The sequence below is a fragment of the Mucilaginibacter tolerans genome, assembly GCF_030519375.1.
Taxonomy (GTDB): Bacteria; Bacteroidota; Bacteroidia; order Sphingobacteriales; family Sphingobacteriaceae; genus Mucilaginibacter.
This window is the reverse complement of record NZ_JAUMKB010000024.1, coordinates 1-21849: the sequence shown is the minus strand read 5'-3', so window position 1 is coordinate 21849 and position 21849 is coordinate 1. Positions and strand designations below refer to the sequence as shown.

Genomic DNA, 21849 nt, shown 5'->3' with positions numbered 1-21849 from the left:
GATGAAAAAACTTTACCTATTTTCCTTATTAGCGTTAACTGCACATTTTGCACAGGCACAATCAACCGATAACAAGCAACCTGATCCGGTATATGCTGCATCATTCAGGCTTTCACAATCGCAAACTGCATTGTCAAATCTTGCGCGCCTGAGAAGGCAATCGGCTATGCTGGCTGCTGTTTATTCTAATCGGAGACCAGGAGATAGCACTAATTTATTCTCGGGAAATCTTTTATCGGCTTCGGGCTCACAACAAAAAAGTGTGTCGGCATTTACCTCTGCTTTAACACAGGGTACCGGTATTGCCGCCTTTACCTATGATGGTACTGCGGCTGCCACGGTAGCGATTGATCAGACCTTTTCGCCAACATGGACAGGCAAGCATAAATTTAACAACTCGGTTACTGCTTCATCCGGTGTTGCACAGGGTATGGCATTAACACCAACACTTACCGCTGCAGCAAATAACGATGTGCTTGCTGCAATTGATGTTACCCCAACATTTTCAGTCGGATCATTTACCGGTGTTCGTAAAGCCGTATTTAGAGGGGTGTACTCGGGTTTGGGACAAGCCTCTAACGATGCAATCATCGTGGCAAATACGTCTGCGGCAACATCTTCAACGCAACAATATTCGCCGGGTATCACCTGGATGACAAACGGCTGGAATACGTCATCGTCAACTTCAATACCGATTGCTTATAGGGCTTTTGTCTCTACCATAGCAGATAACTACCTGGCTAATGGGTCATTTGTTATTGCCGTATCGCAGAACAGTGGATCATTCACCAACGATCTTTCTCTTGACCCATATGGTAACCTAACAATTGGTCAGTCTTTGTATACTTATGGCGGTAGTACGACATCCAGAGATGGTATGGTACTTAGTAACGGACCAACGCCAACCTCAGGTTCACCTGTAGTTTACTCCGGCAGGTTACGCTTGAATGCCAGCGCCTGGAACACAGGTACCTCGTCGGTACAACAAACCGATTTTATCGTAGAAAATAAACCTATATCAGGCTCAACAATAACTTCAAAAATGGTGGTTTCCAGCCGTATCGGTTCAGGTAGCTTCACCGAAAACTTCGCGATTGCAAATAATGGCCTATGGTATCTCAACGGCACCGCCCTTACAGGGGCTCAGCTTATTGGGGCAAATGTGAATGGCACAGGAATGGAGGCAAAAACGGTCAGCGCTACATCGGCAACGGGTATTACCCTGACTAACGCTACCGGTACAATGACCTTCGCGAATGACACCACGACTTTGCAAACAGTAGCAAATTTCTTCCCAAAAGCAGACACAAGATACATGCGTAGCACCATGACTACAGGCGGTGACCTTTCGGGCACATTACCAAACCCGACGGTGGCAAAATTTAACGGACAATTGCCATCTTATTACCTGAACTATAACAACCTGACCAACAAGCCCACAACTGTAAGCTCATTTACCAATGATGCAGGTTATCTGACGACGGTTTCATCAGCTCAGGTGACTACCGCTTTAGGATTTACACCTTATAATGGCGCGACAAACCCTAACGGTTACCTGACTGCGGTATCAGGATCGCAAATAAACACTGCATTAGGATATACTGCTGCCAATAATAGTGCAGTAGTTCACTTAGCAGGCGCAGAAAGCATAACAGGTTTAAAAACTTTCACGGGCAATGTTAGTATTGGTGCAACCACCATACCTTCTGGCTACCAGTTTGCAATTAATGGCAACACCATTGCCACTTCAATAACGGTAAAAGCTTATTCGAACTGGGCCGATTATGTTTTTAACCCGGACTATAAACTTAAATCACTTACTGAAGTAGCTGATTATATCCGGAAAAATCACCACCTGCAAGATATTCCGACTACAGCCGAGGTACAAAAGAACGGTCAGAATCTGGGCGAAATGAACGAGAAATTGTTGAAGAAAGTAGAAGAACTGACCCTTTACCTTATCGAGAAAGATAAACAGATAAGCGATCAGAAAGAAGTGATAGGCACTCAGGAAGAACGTCTGAAAAAACAAGAGGAAAGACTTAAACGGATCGAAGCTCAACTGAATATCGCACCGCAAAATTAAGCTGTGCCTTTACGAAAATGATAAGGAAGACTGGGTGGATGCTGGTTTGGGCAATAGTGCCCCTGTGCGGCATAGCACAACAAAAACCGCAGTACACTCAGTATGTATTTAATAATCTGCTGATTAACCCGGCGGTCAGCGGAATTGAGAATTATATAGATGTAAAGGCAGCTTACCGCAGCCAGTGGACTGGCCTTGATGGAGCTCCGGTAACGCGTACGCTCTCGCTCAGCGCGCCCATAGGTAATGCCTTTGTTGCCGGCGATGCTGTGTCGATGTCATCAGGTTCAGATAATCCGTATAGCCCGGCATACGCAGCAAGTTATCAGTCGGCACCGCCGCATCACGGCCTAGGGTTAACACTCGTTGCAGATCAACTTGGTTATACCCGGAATACAGATATCAATGCTACGTATGCCTGGCATCTCGGCATTAGCAGCGATCTCAACCTCTCATTCGGTATTGCCGCCGGGTTTGATAATACTACACTGAATACTTCAGCTATATTGCTGCAGCAGGCAGATGACAATGCGGTAAATAATCTGCAAAGCAACACCTGGTCACCGGATCTGGGGATGGGCATATGGGCCTACTCGGCCGATTACTATGTTGGATTGTCAGCACTGCAATTGCTACCTCGGCATCTTAATCTTACCACTCAGAATGTGCAGACGCTGCAGGACAGGCGCAGCCCCAATTTTTTTGCCACGGCCGGCATGCGGTTCAGCTTGTCGGATGACCTGGCCGTGGTACCCTCGGCACTGTTTAAAATGATGAGTAACCTCCCAGCGTCATTTGACCTGAATACGAAAATGGTTTTTGACGGACGCTTTTGGATAGGAGCAGCCTATCGGTATCGCGATGCGGTTGGAGGGATGTTCGGTCTGAATATCAACTCGCTGGTTAGCCTAAGCTACTCTTATGACCATGCTACATCGGCATTCAGGTCAGTCAGCCCTTCTACCCACGAAATAGTTATTGCGCTAATGCTCAATAACCGCAACCGGGTGATTTGCCCGCAGCATACATTTTGACTTACCGGATTATAGTAATGTATCCTGACTTATTGATAGCTGTACCATCAGTTCCGACTGCGTTGATGATATAGAAATAAGTACCTGTAGGAACACGTTGACCCTTATTGTCGCCCTTCCAGCTTTGATTGATATCCGTGGATTCAAAAAGCGCCGCACCCCAGCGGTCGAATATCTTGATATGATAAGAGGTGACATTAGTAATGGTGACCTGGAATTCGTCATTCTTACCGTCACCATTTGGAGAAAAAGTATTGGGAATAAAGATGTAGTTATTATTCTCAATAATAATTAGGCCGCTTTTGCTAACCGATTCGCTGCAACCGTCGGTATTGGTTGCAGTCAAAGTAATAGTAAAGTTCCCTTTTTGATTAAAAATGTGTTTCGGGTCCTTTTCTGAAGATGTGGTCCCATCGCCAAAATTCCATGAATAAGAGTTTGCGCCTGTCGAGTGGTTGTTAAATTGTACGGCCACAGGACCGTAAGCCGCATCGGTATATGATGGTGTACAGGTAAACTCCGCAACTGGCGTGGGTGATGGCGGCGCTATGGTGATGTTGGCCAGATCGCTGCTACAACCAAAACGCGTTACCATGAGCGAATAGGTGCCGCTTACTTCGGGGCCCGTCACAGGGATCGTCGGTGACGCAGCAGCGGACTGGAACCCGCTAGGCCCCGTCCATTGGAATTGCAAATTGTCCGCATCTGTTGTGCTCAGCATTATCACATCGTTGATGCAAAAACTGTTTTTGTTTAAAGTAATGACGGGTAATGCGGGTTTAATACCTACTGTAATGGACTGTGATGAAATCACCGAGCAGCCGCTGCTTCCTATAGCCTCTAATGTTATCGTTTTCACGCCCGGCGTTGAATAGCTAATCGTATAGGGGCCGGTTCCGGTTGCCCCGCTTGTGTTGGCACCCTCGCCAAACGACCATTTCAAAGAGGTATAATTCGACGATTTATTTTGCAAAGTTAATTGGGGGCTTGCTGAGCAGTTATTAGTCAGGGTATAGCTGAAAGCTGGCTGAGGACCAGCGAATTGTCCCGTACCTGCTTTACCGTGTTGGTCGGTGAAGGCTAACGAGAATCCATTGTTGCCGGAGGAAAAATTATTGATTAGTAACGCATAGTAATGTCCCTGGACCATGGTGACGAAGGCAAGTTTACCATTTTGCCCTTTCCCGCAACCAGGGGGCTCCGACACATCGGTTTCATTAAAATCGAGGCCCGTTTTGTAGTATAAGGCATCGCTTGGACAATCTACGTTTTCTACTCCATACCCTGCTTTACAACGGATAGCATTAGTGGGATTTACCTGAGCACAATCGCCGATGGTACCTAAATCAAATAACACCCAGTCGATATCGTCACGCACATTGGTTGGGGTGATAGTAAACACCAACGTACCATTATTTGCAGCTTGCCACTTATACCAAACACTATTCGATTCAGAAACCTGTTCTGGGACACTTAAGCAGGTGCCCTTTGCTTCGTCATTATTAAGACCGGCGCCTGACACGTTTTGTTGGGATATTGTCGCTGTCGAACAAAGGAAAGAAGCCGTAGCGCAGTCCTGCCCCGGTTTGATGATGGGATTATAATTATTTATGCAAAGTTTGAATGTACCTGTATTGCCATTGTCTCCGGTAACCTGAATATAGTAGGTGTTTCCGATGATCAGCCCCCCTTTATACAGACTGCTAATATTATTACCCGATAAACTCGTACCCACCAGCTCTGTGCCGCTACAATCGCTGTACAGCTTTATCTCAGGAGATTGCAGTGTGCCGCCACTACCGGCACCGCTGACATTAATATCCACATCCTGAGCTGTAGAGGTAAATTGAAACCACAACGACTTATGTACATTTTGATTATTATAGGCGCCATCGGCGGAGCAGTAACCAACTGTCTGTGTAAGGGTTTGGGCAAGTTTGCAGTCTTCAACAACGGTTTGTGCTACGGCTGCGTTTAGCGTAAAACAAACAAGCAATAAGGCGAGGCACTTCATCATAAACACAGGCTGCCGCTCTATTGACCGGCACGTTGTAAAACACTAAAATACATGTTTTGGTGATGTAATTAAAGTGGTTGTTGCTAAAATCAACATAAAAAATTAACCGTGGTGTCAATTATCCGACTAATCACTTACTTTTTGGCGGATAAGAAAGTAACTTAAAATAGCGTTCGTTAGCACAAAGGCGGTGAATATTATTAGTGGAAGCTTGATGACGGCACTTTGAAAATGAGGATTAAACCAAGCAAAAGGCGCGTTTAAAACAATTGTGTGGGCAAGGTAAGCACCATGACTTTTCGCTGAAATGTCGCCAGGAAGCCTTATTGCAGACGAATTGATGTTTTATACTGTAACGTTTTTGCGAATCAGGAAAATTCCTGCCGTCATCATTGCTACATTAATAGTCTCAAAGCTCCGGGTAAGCTCTAATGTAATGGTGTATTTTTCGATAGGCAGGAGCCGCAAAAAAACAATAAAGGCTATTGCATAATCTATTATAAGCAACATCGCACCCAGGTGATAGTTTCATGCCTTGGAATGAAAGTGAAATCGCGTGATGAATTGGAAAGGATCACCTATCCTAAGAATCCTGGAAAATCCAAATGGATATAGGCACAAGCAACGGGATCGCTTACCGTTTAATACCTCATGCAAAATCATTCGTTTTGCCGGCATTATTGGAATATAGGTAGATAGTTTTGTCACATTTTTTACACTTACTGGTGCCGTTATCAAAATCTTCCCAATTGTGATCGCATTTCGGCTTATTATTTATTATCGAGGTAACGATGCCTATGATTGCAACTATCAATGCAGCTATCAATAAAACCATTATTGTTGTCATTTTTCAAGGTATTAAGGTGAATATTGTATTTACTTATCTGTGCTAAATGAAAAGTTGTTATTAAAATGTATTATTTTTAAAACACTCTCTTAACCTTTAACAGTACGCCCAACGAATTATAATATAATCCGCCATCGTCACCGGCAATTGCTACACCTAAATTATAGCCCTTAGACAGGGCCTTATTTGCTTCCAGGTAACCTGAAAACTCGTTAACTTGTCCGAACAAACCGTATTTAGGGGTAGAGTGACGCCCACCCAATGAGTGCCCCTCGGGACTGGTTCCGTAAGTGCCATAATTATTTGAGTAAGTCAGTTTCAATAAAATACTGATCATATTAACTGATCCCTCGAACCCCAGATTAAACGCCCTGACACGGTTATTAATAAAATAGTCATCCGGATCAGTGACCAAGGTGCTCCTGGCGTACCTTCTGTCGGTAATCAACGGATTACCGACATTCAATCCTTTATATGACCACCCCGTTAAATACATGCTATTGTTGTAATAGTCCTCGTCTCCGGATTTTGATTCGGTGGAATCAAAATAGCCCGCCTGATCAACCGTATAAACAAACTCAAACAACACTTTATGCCAATTAACAAAATGTACGTCTGTATTCGTGTTTGTTAAGCTAAGCCCATTAATGCCGTCGGCAATGTTTGCCAGGTGAAAAAGTGCACCGACATCATATATGCTTTGACGATATAACATTAAGCGAACAGATGGAAAACTATATTCTAATCCCAGATCAACTGATCCCAGGTGGTTGCCTACCTTTGACCGTGCTCCCCGGTTATTTACATTTTTCGGCGAATTATACGTTTTTCCGATAGCGGCATAAATCAGCGACTGAAAAGGACTTAACAAAAAAACATCAGAGCCATAGATGTTTTTTTCACCACCATAATACACCTCGTGATTTATCCCGCCGTATAATTTTAGCCGCCAGTCGGGCTTGCCAAACCTACCATAAAGCTGTTCCTGCTGATAGTAGGTTTCAGCGTGGTCAACCAAACTGTGGGTCAAACCAAGGTCGCCCACGTATCCAAATGCATAACCTCCTTTTATTGCGAACAAATCGCCCAAAAAAGAATAGTAATTAGGAATGGATAGCTCTAATTTTGGAATCCCTAATGCATTGCCGGAGACCGAAAATGCCCCCGTCGATAAAGTTGAGTCTACCAGTCCTACTATTTCTTTTGTGCGGCCTGCTTTAAGCTCAAATACGCCTAACCGTCCCTTGACATATCCTTCTATCAATGTCAGGTTTGAGCCTTTGCCAAAGTTTGCCCTGGTTTCGACACCAGCGCCCCAATCAATTTTATGTTTCCGCGTCGTATCATAATCTTTGTAGATAGCTCCCAGCAGGCTACCTGATGTTCCGGGCAACGGCACACTGCCATATTGGTCTGCTCTGAACCAAAACGGCAGTTTACCAGATGGTGACACTATACCCTGACCTTCTACCGAATAATGCCAATAATTTGATTGAGACCACACAACACCCGGCACCAGGGTTAACAAAAAAAGAAAAAATAAGACTCTGAATGCCGTAACATTTTGATTATCACGCATTTTTAATATTGTTAATTAATAAAGGGGTTATCGCTGTTTTACTACCTGAGGCTATTTCAAGTTAATAAAGCTTTGCAGCGATGAGATCAGTTCTTTTGATGCATAGTCATCAATGTTGAATAAAGGCTTCAAGGGGGTCCTTTGCAGGCTTTTTAGTTTTTCTTTCAGCTCTTCTTCAGTATACGCCACATTTATATAACCTAACTCATCGAACCTGGTAGCAGTTGCCAGTTGATGATCATTCCGGTGTTCTCCGTATTTGGCCAGCCTGGGCATAACCAGTATGGGCTTATTTTTGACAAAAGCCGATATGATTGTTCCCATTCCGGCATGAGAAATAATTAGCTCTGCCCGGTCGAAATAATCGTCGAACTCCTTTGGCGCAATGAATTCCTGAATTTTAAAGTTTTCCGCTTTATAAACTGATTCCGCCACCTGCACAATTAGTTCGACGTCCCCTAAATAGGGGTGAACCTCATCAATGGCTCTAATTAAGCGATCGAAGGGTATTTGGGTTCCTGTGGTAACAAATATCATTGTATAATATTTCCGCTAAACACTACTTTGTCGTTAGCTAAATGCAACCATTGTGTATAAACCTTGTCTGAAAAATATGTTGCTAATCGTCCGCTCATGGAGAGTTTTTCGGCGTTAGCAATGCTGTCAACCCAAACAGTTTTAATATTCCTGATTTTGCCGACGATAATTGCCATCAGCCCCGGGGCAGCCCCGGTGGTAATGATAACATCCGGCTTGGTGGTGGAAATAAGTTTCCAGACCTTAAAAAATGAACGTATCAGCTCCATCTTGTTCCATCTGCTGGCGTCTGGCACCGCGTGAAAATCATAACCTTTTACAGTTGAAGCAAAGTTCGGCTTAGTTGATACAAATACGACATCATTATCCTGAAAGGCAGGCTTTAGTCTGAGCAGTTGGATCCAATGTCCACCTGTTGAAGCAATGGCTAGAATTTTCATAGGCTGAATTAATTTAATTTACAAAAAATTAAATAATATTTCGTTTTTCATAGGCTAAGATAATTAAAAATATGTTAATTAACATATTTTTTGCTTTAAATATCATATTAATTTCTAAAATATTAAGTTTTTATCAATTTATTAATTTTAAGTGTATTTTATTGCTCAAAAATATGACTTTAGCAATTTAACCTTTAGTTTAAATTGAAATTAGTAGACTGATAACTCTTTTTTGTAAATATTCACAAGCTCTTTTGTCTTTTTCCGAATATCAAGTTCGTTGATCGCTGTATTCAAAGCATTTTCCCCTAAGAATTTTCTTTTATCACTGTTTGCCGATAGTTCCGATAAAAATTCCGCAAGTTGTAAATCATCATTCTCTTTAATCAGCAGCCCATTCCAATTCGCCCGAATCACATCAGGTATTCCGGCATGATGTGTAGCAATAACCGGCAACCCGCTCGCCATTGCCTGAACAATTGTGCCGGGTATTCCTTCTTTATCGCCCCGTTTGTCAGTAACGCTGGGATGAACAAATACATCTGCTTGTGCCAGGATTTTTAAAAATTCATCCCCATGTTTGATATGTCCTTTAAACGTAACATTTTCACGTAAGCCGTTTTCGGCAACAAACTTTTCAAGAGATTCCAGCATTTCGCCCCTGCCGACGACAGTATAAACTACCTTTAATTGAGGGCGCATCTTCTTGAGGGTCGCCAACGATTTTAAAACCGTTAAGTGCCCCTTCTTCGGAACAAGAGAAGCAATAGTAAGAATGTTGTATACATCGGAGTCTTCGTAAGTTCTTTCAACGTTAAACAGCTGTGTATCAATGCCATGATAGTGTATTCGTATTTTTTTCTGGGGACAACCCATTAGCACTAAGTCATTAGCCATGTCATCCGACATTGCCAAAAAGCGATCATAGCTGTCAAATACGCGTTGCAGATAAAATCTGCCAAGTCCAAAAAAATACTGAGGAAAACGCGACACATCATACCCATAGGCAGAACATATTTTAGGGATGGCTATATTTTTGGTAAACGGATGAAAATAAGATGTATCTGTTAAAAAATGTCCATGAATAAGAGCAGGGCGGTGCTCTTCATACTTTCCTTTCAGAAACTGTTTCTGCTTATTGTTAATGATCCTCAAATTAATAGGCCAACGCGCCGGGGATTGAAAAACCTCGGCATTGATTTTCAAATTGTTTAAATGCTTTACAGTAAATACTATATTTTGATACTCGTTTTGAAAGTTGATCTGGTCTGCAATAAAAACTTCTGTCGGAGCCGTAAACTTGCGTTCTAAATGTAAAATCATAAATATTGATTAAATAACAGATTAAGGGTGTTGAAAGCTTCTACAGTTTAAGGAGCCACATCATTGTAGGTGGCATCTTCGTCTCCGATTCTGACATCATCATAAAAAACTACTCTTTCGGTTGTTGTTGATATACCTTTGTCTTTTTCCGGCATCCAGACCCATTTGTATATTCCCAGTTTAAAATAGTTCCCCACTTTATCGTTATAGCTGTTTGGTCCGTTGATGGTTTGCGCAAGTTTCCCGTTTTGCCAAACTTCTATCAGCCCGTCATCCTCCCATGAAAAACGTATATGAAATACCCAGTTGGTCCATTGAGAGTTTACGCAAGGTCCCAGATCGTAGTCTTTGCTCAATAAATCTTTATTAGCTGTCAATCGTTTAGCCGAGGATTTAATGGCTAAAAACCAATGCCCGTTTTGCGTATACAAAGCAAAAGGTGGTGACCGCCATACCCCGCCTTCTGACAGATCAGGCATATCGTGCCATTGCTGTATAATTTCAGGTGCCGGATCCGGGGTGAATGTGGCAGGCAAGAACACACTGAAGCCGACCCATCTTTCTGTTTTGGCATTTGGCTCCGGCTTCCTGGCCACTTCGGCTCTTTTGCCATTGGCAACGGCCGGATCACTTTTCCTAAGGACAAATTTCAGCGAATAGCGCCCGCTATGCGCCACTGAATCGGAAATACTTATTGAATTTTTGTCGGCTTTTTCGTGTCCTGGCCAGGCATCTAGTGCCCCGGGACCTTCAAAAGTATCTTCAAAAAGTAAATGATGCCTATTTTGGGCACATACCGAACTATTTAATATGACCAACCCGATAAATAACAAGCTTAGTTTCATAATTAGCTATTTAATTGTTTTATAATCCTGGCAGGATTCCCAACAACAACACTGTTAGAAGGTATGCTTTTGGTTACCATGCTACCGGCGCCAATAATTACATTGTTGCCTATTTCTATTTCGCCTAATATGCATACATGGGCGCCGATATTTACATTGTCGCCTATTACCGGGCAAGGCCGGTCAAACTCACCCTTGTTACCAATGGTTGTCGAGTGTCTTAGTGTACAATTTTCACCGAACACAGTGTCTTTGTTGATCACTAAAGCATAGCCGTGATAAACTCTCAATCCGCTTCCAGCCTTAACCTGGTACGGTATCTTGATACCCAGTGCCCATTCGAAGAAAAATCTGTATAAGGCCAGGTATGGCGACAGGAATAGTTTCGCTAACTTTTTCCCCTTACAAAAATTTGCTATGCGGAAATGGACGGTAATAAATCGCCCCTTCGTGTTGTTGTGATTCCTTATCCAATCCTGTTTAATGAATTTGAAAAATGTCATTTCTTTAAATTCTCATTAAATTAATTACTGTAAACATCCAAATACTGGGTAACCGATGATTCTATTGAGAACCGTTTTTTGACAGAGATGTACGTTTCATCCAAAACTTGTTTTATTTTTCCTTCCTGGTAATAGTCTATCAGCTCATTTATTGTGTGGGCACAATCATCGATATTGGCTGCTTCGAAAAGGAACTTTGTGGCTATATCTTCCATTATTTCGGCCGGGCCTTCAATATTCGAAGCAACAACTGGCAGGCCTGCTGCTACACCCTCGACAACAGTCAACCCAAAACCTTCAAACCGGGATGGCTGAATTAAGACATCGTAGTTTGCCAGGTTATCATATATCCATGCTCTATCCTTTTCACCTAAGAAATTGATGTATCGGGATATTCCCAGATCTATAGCCAAAGATTTGAGATAATCCATCGACTGGCCGGTCCCAATGATATCTAAAACCAAATTGCTTTTTCCCTGCTCCACAATTAATTTATGCATCGTTTTAATTAAGATATCCTGACCTTTCTTTTCGTGTATTAACCTGCTTATCTGCACTAATTTGATGAGCCTGTCCTCCTTGATTTCATAGTCATCTTTCTTTTTAAAATTGTTCATCGGGATGCCATTATGTATAACTTTTGCTTCGATATTGAACCGGTTTTTGACATCTGTTGCAACAGCAGAGGATATAGCTATAATTGAGTCGTACTTATCTATAATTGGATTCTTTATTCCGACATCATGCACGGTGTAAACGGTTTTAACCTTACCGAACCTGATCAAATTGACCAATTTAATCTCGTGACAATGGATTACATCAGGTTTAAGTTTGTGCAATAATAAATTGAACCGAAGCACAGGTAAAGGATTACGGCTGCCTTCCTTTCTGTTAATCAGATATATTTTAACCAAGGGGCTCAATCTTTTTAAAAGTTTTTCATTCCATTGATCATTTACCACAATCAGGGAAACTTCATGCTGTTTACACATTTCATTAAGCATGTCAATAGCAAGTACCTGCGAACCACCCGTATGCATTGTAAAAAAACAGTGTACGATTTTCATGATGACAATAAATGATACTTTAAAAGAATATTCTTGACACGACTTTTAAATGAATAGTAATAGATCTTACGTAATGTTTTGGAGTGTGCGGATGCCCCATGCTTCAACAAAGTCTTTTTTATATCCTTTAAAAATTTTGTGGTGCCTGTGCTGGTTTTGGTTGCCTCCCATGTACGGAACCCTGCGATGGGCTTAACTTTATAAGCATAAATAGGTCCATGCTCAAGCAAACGAAGCCATAAATCCAAATCCATGCAGTAGTGGATTGACTCATCAACGTAATTGACCATTTTCACTAACTCCGTCGAGTAAAATGAGCCCTGCTGAATGACATCGTAGTTGTGATTTAACAAATAAACCTTATCTGAAATCAAGGCATGCTTTTGTTTGATCAGGTTTCCGTTTGCGTCGATGCGGTCTAGTATACTTCCATAATAAACAGCGCCGTCATTATTCAAATGATAAAGCTTAACTATTTCCTCAACACACTCCGGATATAAAATATCATCAGAATTTATCCATCCCACCAATTGTCCTTCAGCGAGCTTGAACCCTTTATTTATTGCGTCTGACTGGCCTTTATCTTTTTCGTGTATAACTATATCGATCTTATCCTGGTATTGTCTTACAACGTTCATTGTGTTATCCGTTGAACCCCCGTCCACAATAATATATTGAATGTTTTTATAGGTTTGATTTAGCACACTTAGGATCGTGGCTTCGATAAATTGCCCTTGATTATAGGATGGGGTTATTATAGACACAAGTGGTTCCATTAACTCAATGTTTTTTTGTTATTAGCTGTTTAAATCATAAATAAGTTGTCCATTCCCGGGCATTATACCGTACTGATGTTCATCACTTTCATCCTGCACACTCACCCCTTTATAGGTTAACACAAACAGCATTGAAACAAACATTACAATAGGTGGCGAAATGATATCGATCCCAAAAAATGATGTTAACAACAAGCCTGTTATTAATATGGCCGATAAATAGGAAAAAGTATATACTCTGTACCTTAAGTAGTATCTTATGTAACTGATATAAACGGTGATAAATAATATAATTCCGATCAGCCCGGTTTGCAAAATCAATAATGACCAAACGATATCGCCGGTATCGATCTGTACCACTTCGTCTGTGCCGTCTTTAACAAGACCAACCGAAAAATCAAGTTTATTTTTAAAAGAAGATTGCTCATTAACCAAGCCTACTCCCGTAAGAGATGTAAACACCCCCTTGCCTGTTACATAACTGAAACGTTCAAAAAAATGCAAGGCCCTGAATTGTGTTGTAGATAACTCCGCTACTTCAGACGGTTTGTAATCAAACATTTGGCTCAAATTCATTGAGGTGCTAAAATTCTTCAAATCATTGAAGCCCTGATTTAGCCGGCCGTCATTTGACTCTGAAAAGGGTATAGTAACTACCCAGCCCAGTAATACAAGGAAGGCCACATTGACGATTCTAACTTTGCGATTATGATAATAAACTGCAATTAGGGATAGTATGGCTACTATAAGTGTATTCCTGTTAAATGAAATAATTACGGCAAGGAAAACAATCACCGCATAGAGCAGATACCGTGGGTTGAATTTATCAAACACTTTTCTGGCATAATAAATCAAAGCAAACAGGGCGTAAAAAGGCAGATTATAAAATCTTGCCAAACCTCCGTTAGTTTGTTTGGCAGTTACATCGTCGCTTTGCAGCGTTGATAAAATTGCCTTCCCAACAAATGCCTGAAGTATATATACGACTGATGCTAATACCGTAAATACACAAACCCATTTTATAACGCCTTCTATCGTTTCATACTTGTATTCGGTAAATAAAATTGGCGATAGGATAAAAAGATGCAACCTTAAAACCGATAATACAACCTTGGTTTCCACATGTAGTACCAACAGCGAATACAACCCTAAAAAAATCAGAAATGCCAGGTACAGGCGAACAGGGAGTGTCAGATATTTTTTGAACGGAATATACCTGGCTCTAAAAACCAAATGGCCTATAATAATTAATGAAATCCAATCGTATGGTTTAGTAATGACCGGATTTAATTCAATAATCTTTAAAGGCGCAAATTGATAGCAGGAGGTAGCCAGCAGAAAAAGAACGAACAAATTCACGTCGTATCTCCGCTGTAAAAAGGTAAACCAGTATATTATAAAAAAAATCAGCCCTAACATCTAAACCTGAATTAGTTAATCCTCATGACAACATCTTTTTCTGTTGTCTCATTATTTGCCATCTTAATAAAACGTGCAGGGTTACCTGCCCAAATCTCATCTTCCGGGATGCTCTTAGTTACGACACTGCCGGCGCCAATAATAGAGCGGTTTCCGATCGTAACTCCTTTTAGAATAATGGAGTTAGCACCAATAAAAACGTCGTCACCTATTACAATTGGCGAGGAATTGATCTTATTCGATAGATCCTGCCTTCTGTCTCTGAAATCTAACGGGTGGAAATCTGTATCCCAGATACTTACATTTCCCCCGCAGAGCACAAACTGTCCAATCGCGATACTGGTAGAACAATAAATTGATACGCCTGAAAACCCGCAGTTATCGTGTATTATAAGCTTTGCATTCTTGTTCACTTTAATAGTGCAGGGCTTGTACAAACCCACCAGATTCGAATGAATTGAGCTATTAAAAATTATGTTCTTACCAAAGACGCATTCACCGTTGTTATAGATAATAAGCCTGCCATTACATCTGGGCAGCTCGCTGTATTTGACGTTTTTTAGCTTTAATAGTATTTTGTGATAGTTATACAAATAGCCCTCCCTTAATGATCTTAAGGGGGTAACCATTAGCGTTTTAAGAACCGATTTCACCATCTAACTCCAGTTGTTTTTTTGATAAATTTTTACTCCCAAGTGCATTAACATCATTTGTTCCATATCCCTTTGGCTTCTGAGTTCAATATTTTCTTACTCTGAATAAATAACACTATTCCCATGAAAACAAAAATGATGACATTGGAATAAGTGACTCCGGGTATACCCATGTATTTCCCTAACAATATTCCTGTTGGGATATTAATTAAAGTGCAGATTGCATAGAGATACACCTGCATTCTGATTTTACCAATGCCATTTAAGAAAAAGCATTGAAGCATTATCCAGCTATATCCCATAACATAAAATGCCATGGCCACTGAGACTGAGAAAGGCACGGAAACACTTCCCTTTAACCAGAACTTATAAATCAGAGGAGATGCAAATAATATCACTAAAGTAAAGGCACATAGCAAAAGCCAATACTTTTCCATCTTGGTTAAAACTCGCCTGATCCATGCCATATCTCCTTTGGTGGCTGCATCAGTGAAAGCGCTCCAGAAAGGAGTAATAATGATGTTGAAAATCATTATTACCATAGAAAATAGTTTATAGGCAACGTTGAATGTAGTTACTGATCTCGGTCCAAAGAGTTGGGTAATAAGTATGTTATCTGTTTCGAACAACAACAAAGCACCCATCTGAATAATGAAAAATACGCCTCCCAGACTTAAAAGCTCCCGGCTGTATTTAAAATTGATTAATTTTATTGATGGCGAAACATGCTTATAGGTGGTATTAAAATAAATTATACTTGTCAGTAACTGGACAAATACAGGCATCCCACCTAATACAAACACCAAATAATTAAGCTCGCCCCTGGTGTTTTTGGTTAAAATGTAAATCACTATGATCACACAAATCTGACCAACGACATACATTAATGATACCCTTGCCGGTTCATGCAGTGCTGTCAGTATCACATTAACGATCTGTGCAACAAACTGTATACAAAACAGCCCAAAAACAATTAAAGCTAAGTGGTTAAGGTTACCACCATTAACATCCGAAGTATTCAAAATCCTCGGCCAGCTTATAAAATGATTTAAACCAAAAAATAACATGAAAACACTGGCCGAAATAATGGCCAGTATAGCATATGTAGTGCTGATATAAATGCGCGCCTGGCTATAGTCCTTCAATGCATTTGCCTGAGCCACCTTGTTTTTTAACCCATTGCCCAAGCCAATGTCGAAAAAGCTAAACCAACTCATTACTGAGCTAAGGGTAAGCCAAATACCGTATTGAGTAGGATTAACATAGTTAATCGTCATCGGTATTAGTACAAATCCAATAAAAATGCTGATGCCCTTAAGCAAAAAAGAAATAGCTACATTCTTTTTGGCTTTAAGAGTCCGCTCATGTCCCTGAGTAAAAAAAGATTTAAGTTTTAAAACAACTGTCCGCATATATCTTAAGTATACCAAATAGTATTGACCGTAGCCAGCAGGGGTGAGTTATCACACTGAAATAGCCTTCTGTCTTTTCTTTATGTTGTCGTCCCCATATCCGGAGCCATAACCATGTTTATTACTATAACCATAACCAGCCTGGCTCTGCTTAATATCATTCATAACTATATAGGAGCGTTTGAACTTTTGGGTGGCGACCAGCTCATTTAAGATATTGAGCTGCGTCTTATAGGTATACCCCTGACGGACAATATATAGACTAACGTCAACGTATTTTCCGATCAATAGCGCATCTGACACTAACCCTATAGGGGCGCTATCGATAATGATATAATCAAAATCCCTTTTTAATTCAGTTATCAGTTCTTTTAAACGATTACTCAATAATAGCTCTGCTGGGTTTGGTGGTATCCGTCCGGCGGATATTAGGTAAACATCGTCCGAAATGTCTGTTGATTTGATGATATCAGAGAATTGAATTGAAGAGGATACGGCATATTCAGTAAATCCATAAGTATGATCCATATTTATATTGGACGACAATTTTGGCTTACGAAGGTCTAATTCAATCATTACTACTTTTTTGCCACCTAAGCCCAACACACTGGCCAGGTTTAACGTAATAAATGATTTTCCTTCGCCGCCCATACTGGATGTGATCATGATAACACTACATTGGTCATTATTCTGCACAAAATGTAAATTGGTCCGTAAAGCCCTAAACTGCTCTGCCAGTACAGTCCTCGAATTCTTTTCAACTACCAGCGATTTTCCCTCGTGTGCAGTACCAATTTCACCGAGAATAGTTACTTTGGAATACTTTGATACATCTTCTTTGCTTAAGATTTTAACATTTAGCGCTTCTCTTAAGTAGATATAAACCCAGGGAATGAAAAGGCCAAGGGCTAAACCTATGAGTATAATATTGAACCTGTTGGGTTTAAATGGCTCATAATCACTTTTAGCTGGATCAATAATTCTTGATGCTGAAACTGTCGAAGTACGGGAAATTGCAGTTTCTTCTCTTTTTTGCAGCAGGTATAAATATAATTCCTGCTTCAAATTTTGCTGCCTTGCATAATCCAGAAACACTCGTTCTTTTTTGGGAACATTCTTTACCTCATTAGCCAGGCCTGCATTCTGAGTTTTTAATGCATTGATACCTACCAATAAACTGTTTTTATAGGTGTCAAAACTTTTAAGCAGGCTTTGTCGGGCAGCTTCAATTTCGGAATCTAAATTTCGGACAACAGGGTTATCTTCTTTATAGGATAAAGTGAGCTGTCCTCTTTGAACCAACAATTGGTTATAAGCGCCAACCGCTGCCGCAAATACCGGATCCTGAACTGCCAACGAGCTTGGCAATATTCTTTTATTTGACGGATCGTTTATCGTTTTTGAGATATCATTTAAAACAGACAACTGTATTTCCTGCCCATTAAGCTTTTGGTAATAATCCGACACATTACCCACCAGCGCTTTAGACTGTTCGTCAACATTAGCGATATTGTTTTGCTGTTTAAACGCAGTGAACTGTGTTTCTACCCCCGACAGTTCTCCACTGACAATTTTTAGCCTCGTGTCGATAAACGCCAGTGTGCTGTCTGCTATTTGCTTTTTATTTTGCAGATTATATTGCAAATACAAGTTCATCAACCTTTGCAGTATGGCTTCACCTTTCTTAGGATTAGGATATTCAAAAGTCAACGCCAATGTCGTACTCTTTTTGTCCGTTAAATCAATCGAGAGGTTTTTCGATAGTTCTTCTACCTTGCTATCAACAGATTGTACATCCAAAAAATAACCACCAGGATCTACTGTCCCCGGCTTTTTTGTGATGACCATGTCAAACTGTTTACACTTTACAATTTCTCCAAACTTTACTGTCTGATTCAAGTCATCATCATTAACCGAGGGGAGGTGAATTAATTTTTTAATGCTTTTTATATGCACCTGGCCATTGGCAATATTGATGTCGAATTTCTTCGCTTCTATCGAATCCTTCTTTTCGATGATCAAAACATTAAATGGAGCTTCATCATACAACTCGACGGCCCTTAGTCTGCCTTTCCGGTAAATTGTTGTATTCAAATGCATATCCTTAATCACATTTGCCATCAAGCTCTTTGATCTTAGGATATCCATTTCGTTGTAGGCATTATTGGGCATACCTAACAGATCAGAAAAATCCATCATAGCATCGCTTCCCATAGACTTGCCGCCCGGAATCTTGCTTTGATCGTCAATGGTTATCTGACTATTAATTTTATATGCTGGCGTGGCGTAACGGGTGTACAAAAATGCAGCCGCACCAAAAACCAAAACGCCAATTATAAATAAATACCAATTTTTAAGAATTTTTGAAACAACCTCTTTTAGATCGAAATTCTCTTCTTTGCCAAAATCTTTGTCAAGTTCCCTTTTGCGAAAATCCATACTATTTCCTTGTTAATATGATAGCGATAATAGATAAAATTGAGCCTGCTATTGTATAATTACGAGCCTGGGCCATATCAGTGGCTGCGGCTTTTCCTTTGCTCGGTTCCACATAGATGTAGTCGTTCTGTTTTAAATAAAAATAGGGTGAACTCATAAAATCACTTTTTTTGAGATTGATCCGGTATGGTGTACGCGTACCATCAAGGTTTTCCCTGATTAGCAGTACATTTTCACGTTTACCATAAATTGTAAGGTCTCCCGCCATTGTTATGGCATCTAAAACGCTTACTTTTTCATTAGGCATAATGTAGCTGCCGGGTTTTAAAACCTCTCCTCCCACATTGACTTTGAAATTGGCGTAGCGCACCGTAATGGAAGGATTGTTATAAAATTTTTCGGCCGTTGTTCGTATCAGTTCTCGTGCTTCTGTGGTAGTAAGTCCGGCCACCTTTATTTTCCCTAAGACAGGTATGGTAATTGTGCCTTCTTTATCGACCAAATAACCTGCCGGGCTATTTATGTTGGGCGTTGCGAACGACAAATTTGAAGCTGATGATGCAGGCATAACGTTGCCTGTAGCATTATTGGCAGCGGAGCTAACATTACCCGAGTTAATCATTGCTGTGGCCTGGGGATCGACTGTCTGCACGACCACAGTCAGAATATCATCATTCTGTATTTTGGGCTCTGTAAACGAAGCTTTGGGAATACCGCCTAAACGTCCTGAATCTGGTATGTCTTGAAAATATTTGGTGTTTTTGGTTGAGGCACAGGAAGAAAACAAAATAAGGAGTAGAAAAAAGAGCAAGTAAACATTTCTTTTCTCGGTAAAGTTTTGTCTCATATACAATTGCAGTAGGGGTGTTTTTTTAGTTGCTTTACGTATATGAAACACATATTATGTTGATATTGTTTTTATTTTTTAACTTTAACTTAAGTATTTGTGAATATTTTAATCTTTTTGAAAATTAATACCAATAAAATATTAAAATCGCAGAAACGTGGATTCAAAACGACATGATTTTAACAGAAACGTAAAATTTATTCTGTTGATTTTATAAAATGTGATAGATCATCGCCTCCAAGTCATTTTATTCCTTAGATGAAACTAATCTTGTTGGCAAAACTTTAATTGAAAGTGGAGCATATTCACCGCCAAAAAGGAAACAAAGGGAGGTATCTGGAAATAGCGTAAAAACAAAAGCGGCTTCTAATTTAGTTAAAAGTGGCTTTTGAGGTTTTGCGAGCCCGCTGAGGCTCGAGCTCAGGACCCGTAGATTAAGAGTCTGATGCCTAATTGCCCTTTATCAATTGTTCAGCTAATTCCATAACTCATCCTTTTCGTCAATACTGCTGCGCGGTTCTTATTTTGGCTGCTATATTTACTTTATTTTAAATGAACAATAATAAAATGAAAAAGACTTTTCTGTTGGCCCTGGTCCTCACAGCCACTGTACTTTTAGCGCGCGCTCAAAGGCCGGCTTATAAAGTATATGCCATTAAATTCGCCGCCAGTAACTATCCTTTCACCGCCGCTGACTGGGCTAAAGGCGGACCGAATACGGACAGCGTAAAAATTAATTTTATGGTCTGGCTGATTAGGGGAAACGATCGGAACATCCTGGTCGACGCCGGTTTTTTAAACGATATAGAAGATGCTAAAGAGTTTAAAGTGGTTAACTACGTCAGGCCTGACAGCGCAATTTCAAAATTGGGCCTGAAGCCAGGAGACATCACAGACATTATCCTAAGCCACCCGCATTGGGACCATATAGATGGAGTGGGTTTATTTCCCAACGCCCTTGTGTGGATACAGAAGGAAGATTTCAATTATTTTGTGAGCACAGCCTGGCAAAAAGGTGAGCATAATGGTGGTTTCGCAAAAAGGGACGTGCGGACGATGATCGATTTGAACCTTGCCGGAAAGGTAAGGCTGGTGAATGGTGATGATCACGAAATCATCCCCGGCATCAAAGTGTTCACCGGCTCCAGGCACACCTTTAATTCACAATACGTGCTGGTAAACACAGATACCAATAAAGTGGTGCTTGCATCAGACAATATCTGGACCTATTATAGCCTGGAGCATTTAGCCCCACCATCCGAGGGTGGTACACTTGATCCCGCTGGCTATGTAAAGGCCGTGCAAAGGATGAAAACCATGGTAACCGATGTGAAGTATATCATCCCCGGCCATGATGCGAAGGTGTTCTCAAAGTTTCCTGCGGCGGCAGATGGCATTGCAGAAATTAAATAAGGCACCTGCTTAAACTATGTTCGCAGAATTTGTTTATGTCTAACGAAAAACCCTTCAACTTCCGCTGAAGGGCTTTTTTGTGACCCTGGTTGTACGAATGTCGAACTCTTTTATTAAGGATTGCAAAAAGATTGTAGCGTTGAAAGTATATTAATGGGCTATTACTTGCTTAAAACCAACCTTTAAGTTCACCCGTCATTTTATCCAATTAAGCGTTTACTTGCCTTGATTTTTCAGCAACTCCACTTTTTCGCGTTCACTTGCCAATAGCCGCTCATAAAGTTTCTTGTTTTCTTCCACCACTTCCATCCATTTTTCGATTGGGTTGAAATTCAAAGTACAATTATTGTTGATCGAACCTGCATTGTCATGAAGTGTGCTTGAGATTATGTTTATCACCGCATCTTCATTAAAAAACTTTATAGCATCTGAATTAGTACCAAGAGCTTTCGCGATTTTATCCAAAACCTCCTCTTCGATTTTTTCGCTTTGCTCGATTTTCGAAACAGCCTGTTGACTGATTCCTAATTCGGCTGCGCCGGATAGGTAGGGGGCATTGCTGCCCCTTTCCCTCCTAAGAACCGGACTTGTCACTTACATGACATCCGGCTC

At 40.7% G+C, this 21849-nt stretch carries 18 protein-coding genes; 3 read left to right on the top strand and 15 right to left on the bottom strand.

Features of this window, described 5'->3' with window-relative positions:
- Position 1: 1 nt before the first annotated feature.
- Complete coding sequence (locus Q3A68_RS21675) at positions 2–2086, top strand: hypothetical protein (RefSeq protein WP_302903237.1); 2085 nt, start codon at positions 2–4, stop codon at positions 2084–2086.
- A gap of 17 nt (positions 2087–2103) precedes the next feature.
- Positions 2104–3120 (top strand): PorP/SprF family type IX secretion system membrane protein, encoded by a 1017-nt coding sequence (locus Q3A68_RS21670; protein ID WP_302903236.1) that lies wholly within the window; start codon positions 2104–2106, stop codon positions 3118–3120.
- Position 3121: 1 nt separating this feature from the next.
- Here the strand turns inward: Q3A68_RS21670 and Q3A68_RS21665 are convergent, their stop codons facing one another.
- From Q3A68_RS21665 to Q3A68_RS21600, 14 genes are all read right to left on the bottom strand, one after another.
- Positions 3122–5137, bottom strand: coding sequence for a T9SS type B sorting domain-containing protein (locus tag Q3A68_RS21665; RefSeq protein ID WP_302903235.1), 2016 nt, complete (start codon positions 5135–5137; stop codon positions 3122–3124).
- Positions 5138–6060: 923 nt separating this feature from the next.
- A complete protein-coding gene (locus tag Q3A68_RS21660; protein ID WP_302903234.1) occupies positions 6061–7563 on the bottom strand; it encodes a capsule assembly Wzi family protein in 1503 nt (500 codons plus the stop codon).
- Between the two features lie 51 nt (positions 7564–7614).
- Complete coding sequence (locus Q3A68_RS21655) at positions 7615–8100, bottom strand: glycosyltransferase (protein WP_302903233.1); 486 nt, start codon at positions 8098–8100, stop codon at positions 7615–7617.
- Positions 8097–8540: a glycosyltransferase gene (locus tag Q3A68_RS21650; RefSeq protein WP_302903232.1), complete on the bottom strand. Its 444-nt coding sequence runs from the start codon at positions 8538–8540 to the stop codon at positions 8097–8099. Before Q3A68_RS21650 ends, Q3A68_RS21655 begins: the two co-directional genes overlap by 4 nt.
- A gap of 210 nt (positions 8541–8750) precedes the next feature.
- Complete coding sequence (locus Q3A68_RS21645) at positions 8751–9746, bottom strand: glycosyltransferase family 4 protein (protein WP_302903231.1); 996 nt, start codon at positions 9744–9746, stop codon at positions 8751–8753.
- A gap of 164 nt (positions 9747–9910) precedes the next feature.
- Positions 9911–10708: a polysaccharide lyase family 20 protein gene (locus Q3A68_RS21640; RefSeq protein ID WP_302903230.1), complete on the bottom strand. Its 798-nt coding sequence runs from the start codon at positions 10706–10708 to the stop codon at positions 9911–9913.
- Between the two features lie 2 nt (positions 10709–10710).
- Entirely contained in the window at positions 10711–11211 is a 501-nt protein-coding gene (locus Q3A68_RS21635; RefSeq protein ID WP_302903229.1) for a serine acetyltransferase, read from the bottom strand.
- A 20-nt stretch (positions 11212–11231) separates the two neighbouring features.
- Entirely contained in the window at positions 11232–12278 is a 1047-nt protein-coding gene (locus tag Q3A68_RS21630; protein ID WP_302903228.1) for a glycosyltransferase family 4 protein, read from the bottom strand.
- The gene (locus Q3A68_RS21625) at positions 12275–13054 is read right to left on the bottom strand and encodes a glycosyltransferase family 2 protein (RefSeq protein ID WP_302903227.1); all 780 of its coding nucleotides are present in this window, start codon (positions 13052–13054) and stop codon (positions 12275–12277) included. Before Q3A68_RS21625 ends, Q3A68_RS21630 begins: the two co-directional genes overlap by 4 nt.
- Before the next feature lie 21 nt (positions 13055–13075).
- Positions 13076–14413: a hypothetical protein gene (locus Q3A68_RS21620; protein WP_302903226.1), complete on the bottom strand. Its 1338-nt coding sequence runs from the start codon at positions 14411–14413 to the stop codon at positions 13076–13078.
- 71 nt (positions 14414–14484) lie between these two features.
- Entirely contained in the window at positions 14485–14886 is a 402-nt protein-coding gene (locus Q3A68_RS21615; protein ID WP_302903225.1) for an acyltransferase, read from the bottom strand.
- 293 nt (positions 14887–15179) lie between these two features.
- The gene (locus tag Q3A68_RS21610) at positions 15180–16538 is read right to left on the bottom strand and encodes a lipopolysaccharide biosynthesis protein (protein ID WP_302903224.1); all 1359 of its coding nucleotides are present in this window, start codon (positions 16536–16538) and stop codon (positions 15180–15182) included.
- A 51-nt stretch (positions 16539–16589) separates the two neighbouring features.
- Entirely contained in the window at positions 16590–18977 is a 2388-nt protein-coding gene (locus Q3A68_RS21605) for a GumC family protein (RefSeq protein WP_302903223.1), read from the bottom strand.
- 1 nt (position 18978) lies between these two features.
- Positions 18979–19824, bottom strand: coding sequence for a polysaccharide biosynthesis/export family protein (locus Q3A68_RS21600; protein ID WP_302903222.1), 846 nt, complete (start codon positions 19822–19824; stop codon positions 18979–18981).
- Positions 19825–20391: 567 nt separating this feature from the next.
- Between Q3A68_RS21600 and Q3A68_RS21595 the strand changes: the two genes are divergently transcribed.
- Positions 20392–21237 carry an N-acyl homoserine lactonase family protein gene (locus Q3A68_RS21595; protein WP_302903221.1) on the top strand — a complete coding sequence of 282 codons (846 nt, stop codon included), beginning with the start codon at positions 20392–20394 and terminating at the stop codon, positions 21235–21237.
- Between the two features lie 216 nt (positions 21238–21453).
- Here the strand turns inward: Q3A68_RS21595 and Q3A68_RS21590 are convergent, their stop codons facing one another.
- Positions 21454–21831, bottom strand: coding sequence for a helix-turn-helix domain-containing protein (locus Q3A68_RS21590; protein ID WP_302903220.1), 378 nt, complete (start codon positions 21829–21831; stop codon positions 21454–21456).
- Between the last annotated feature and the right edge of the window lie 18 nt (positions 21832–21849).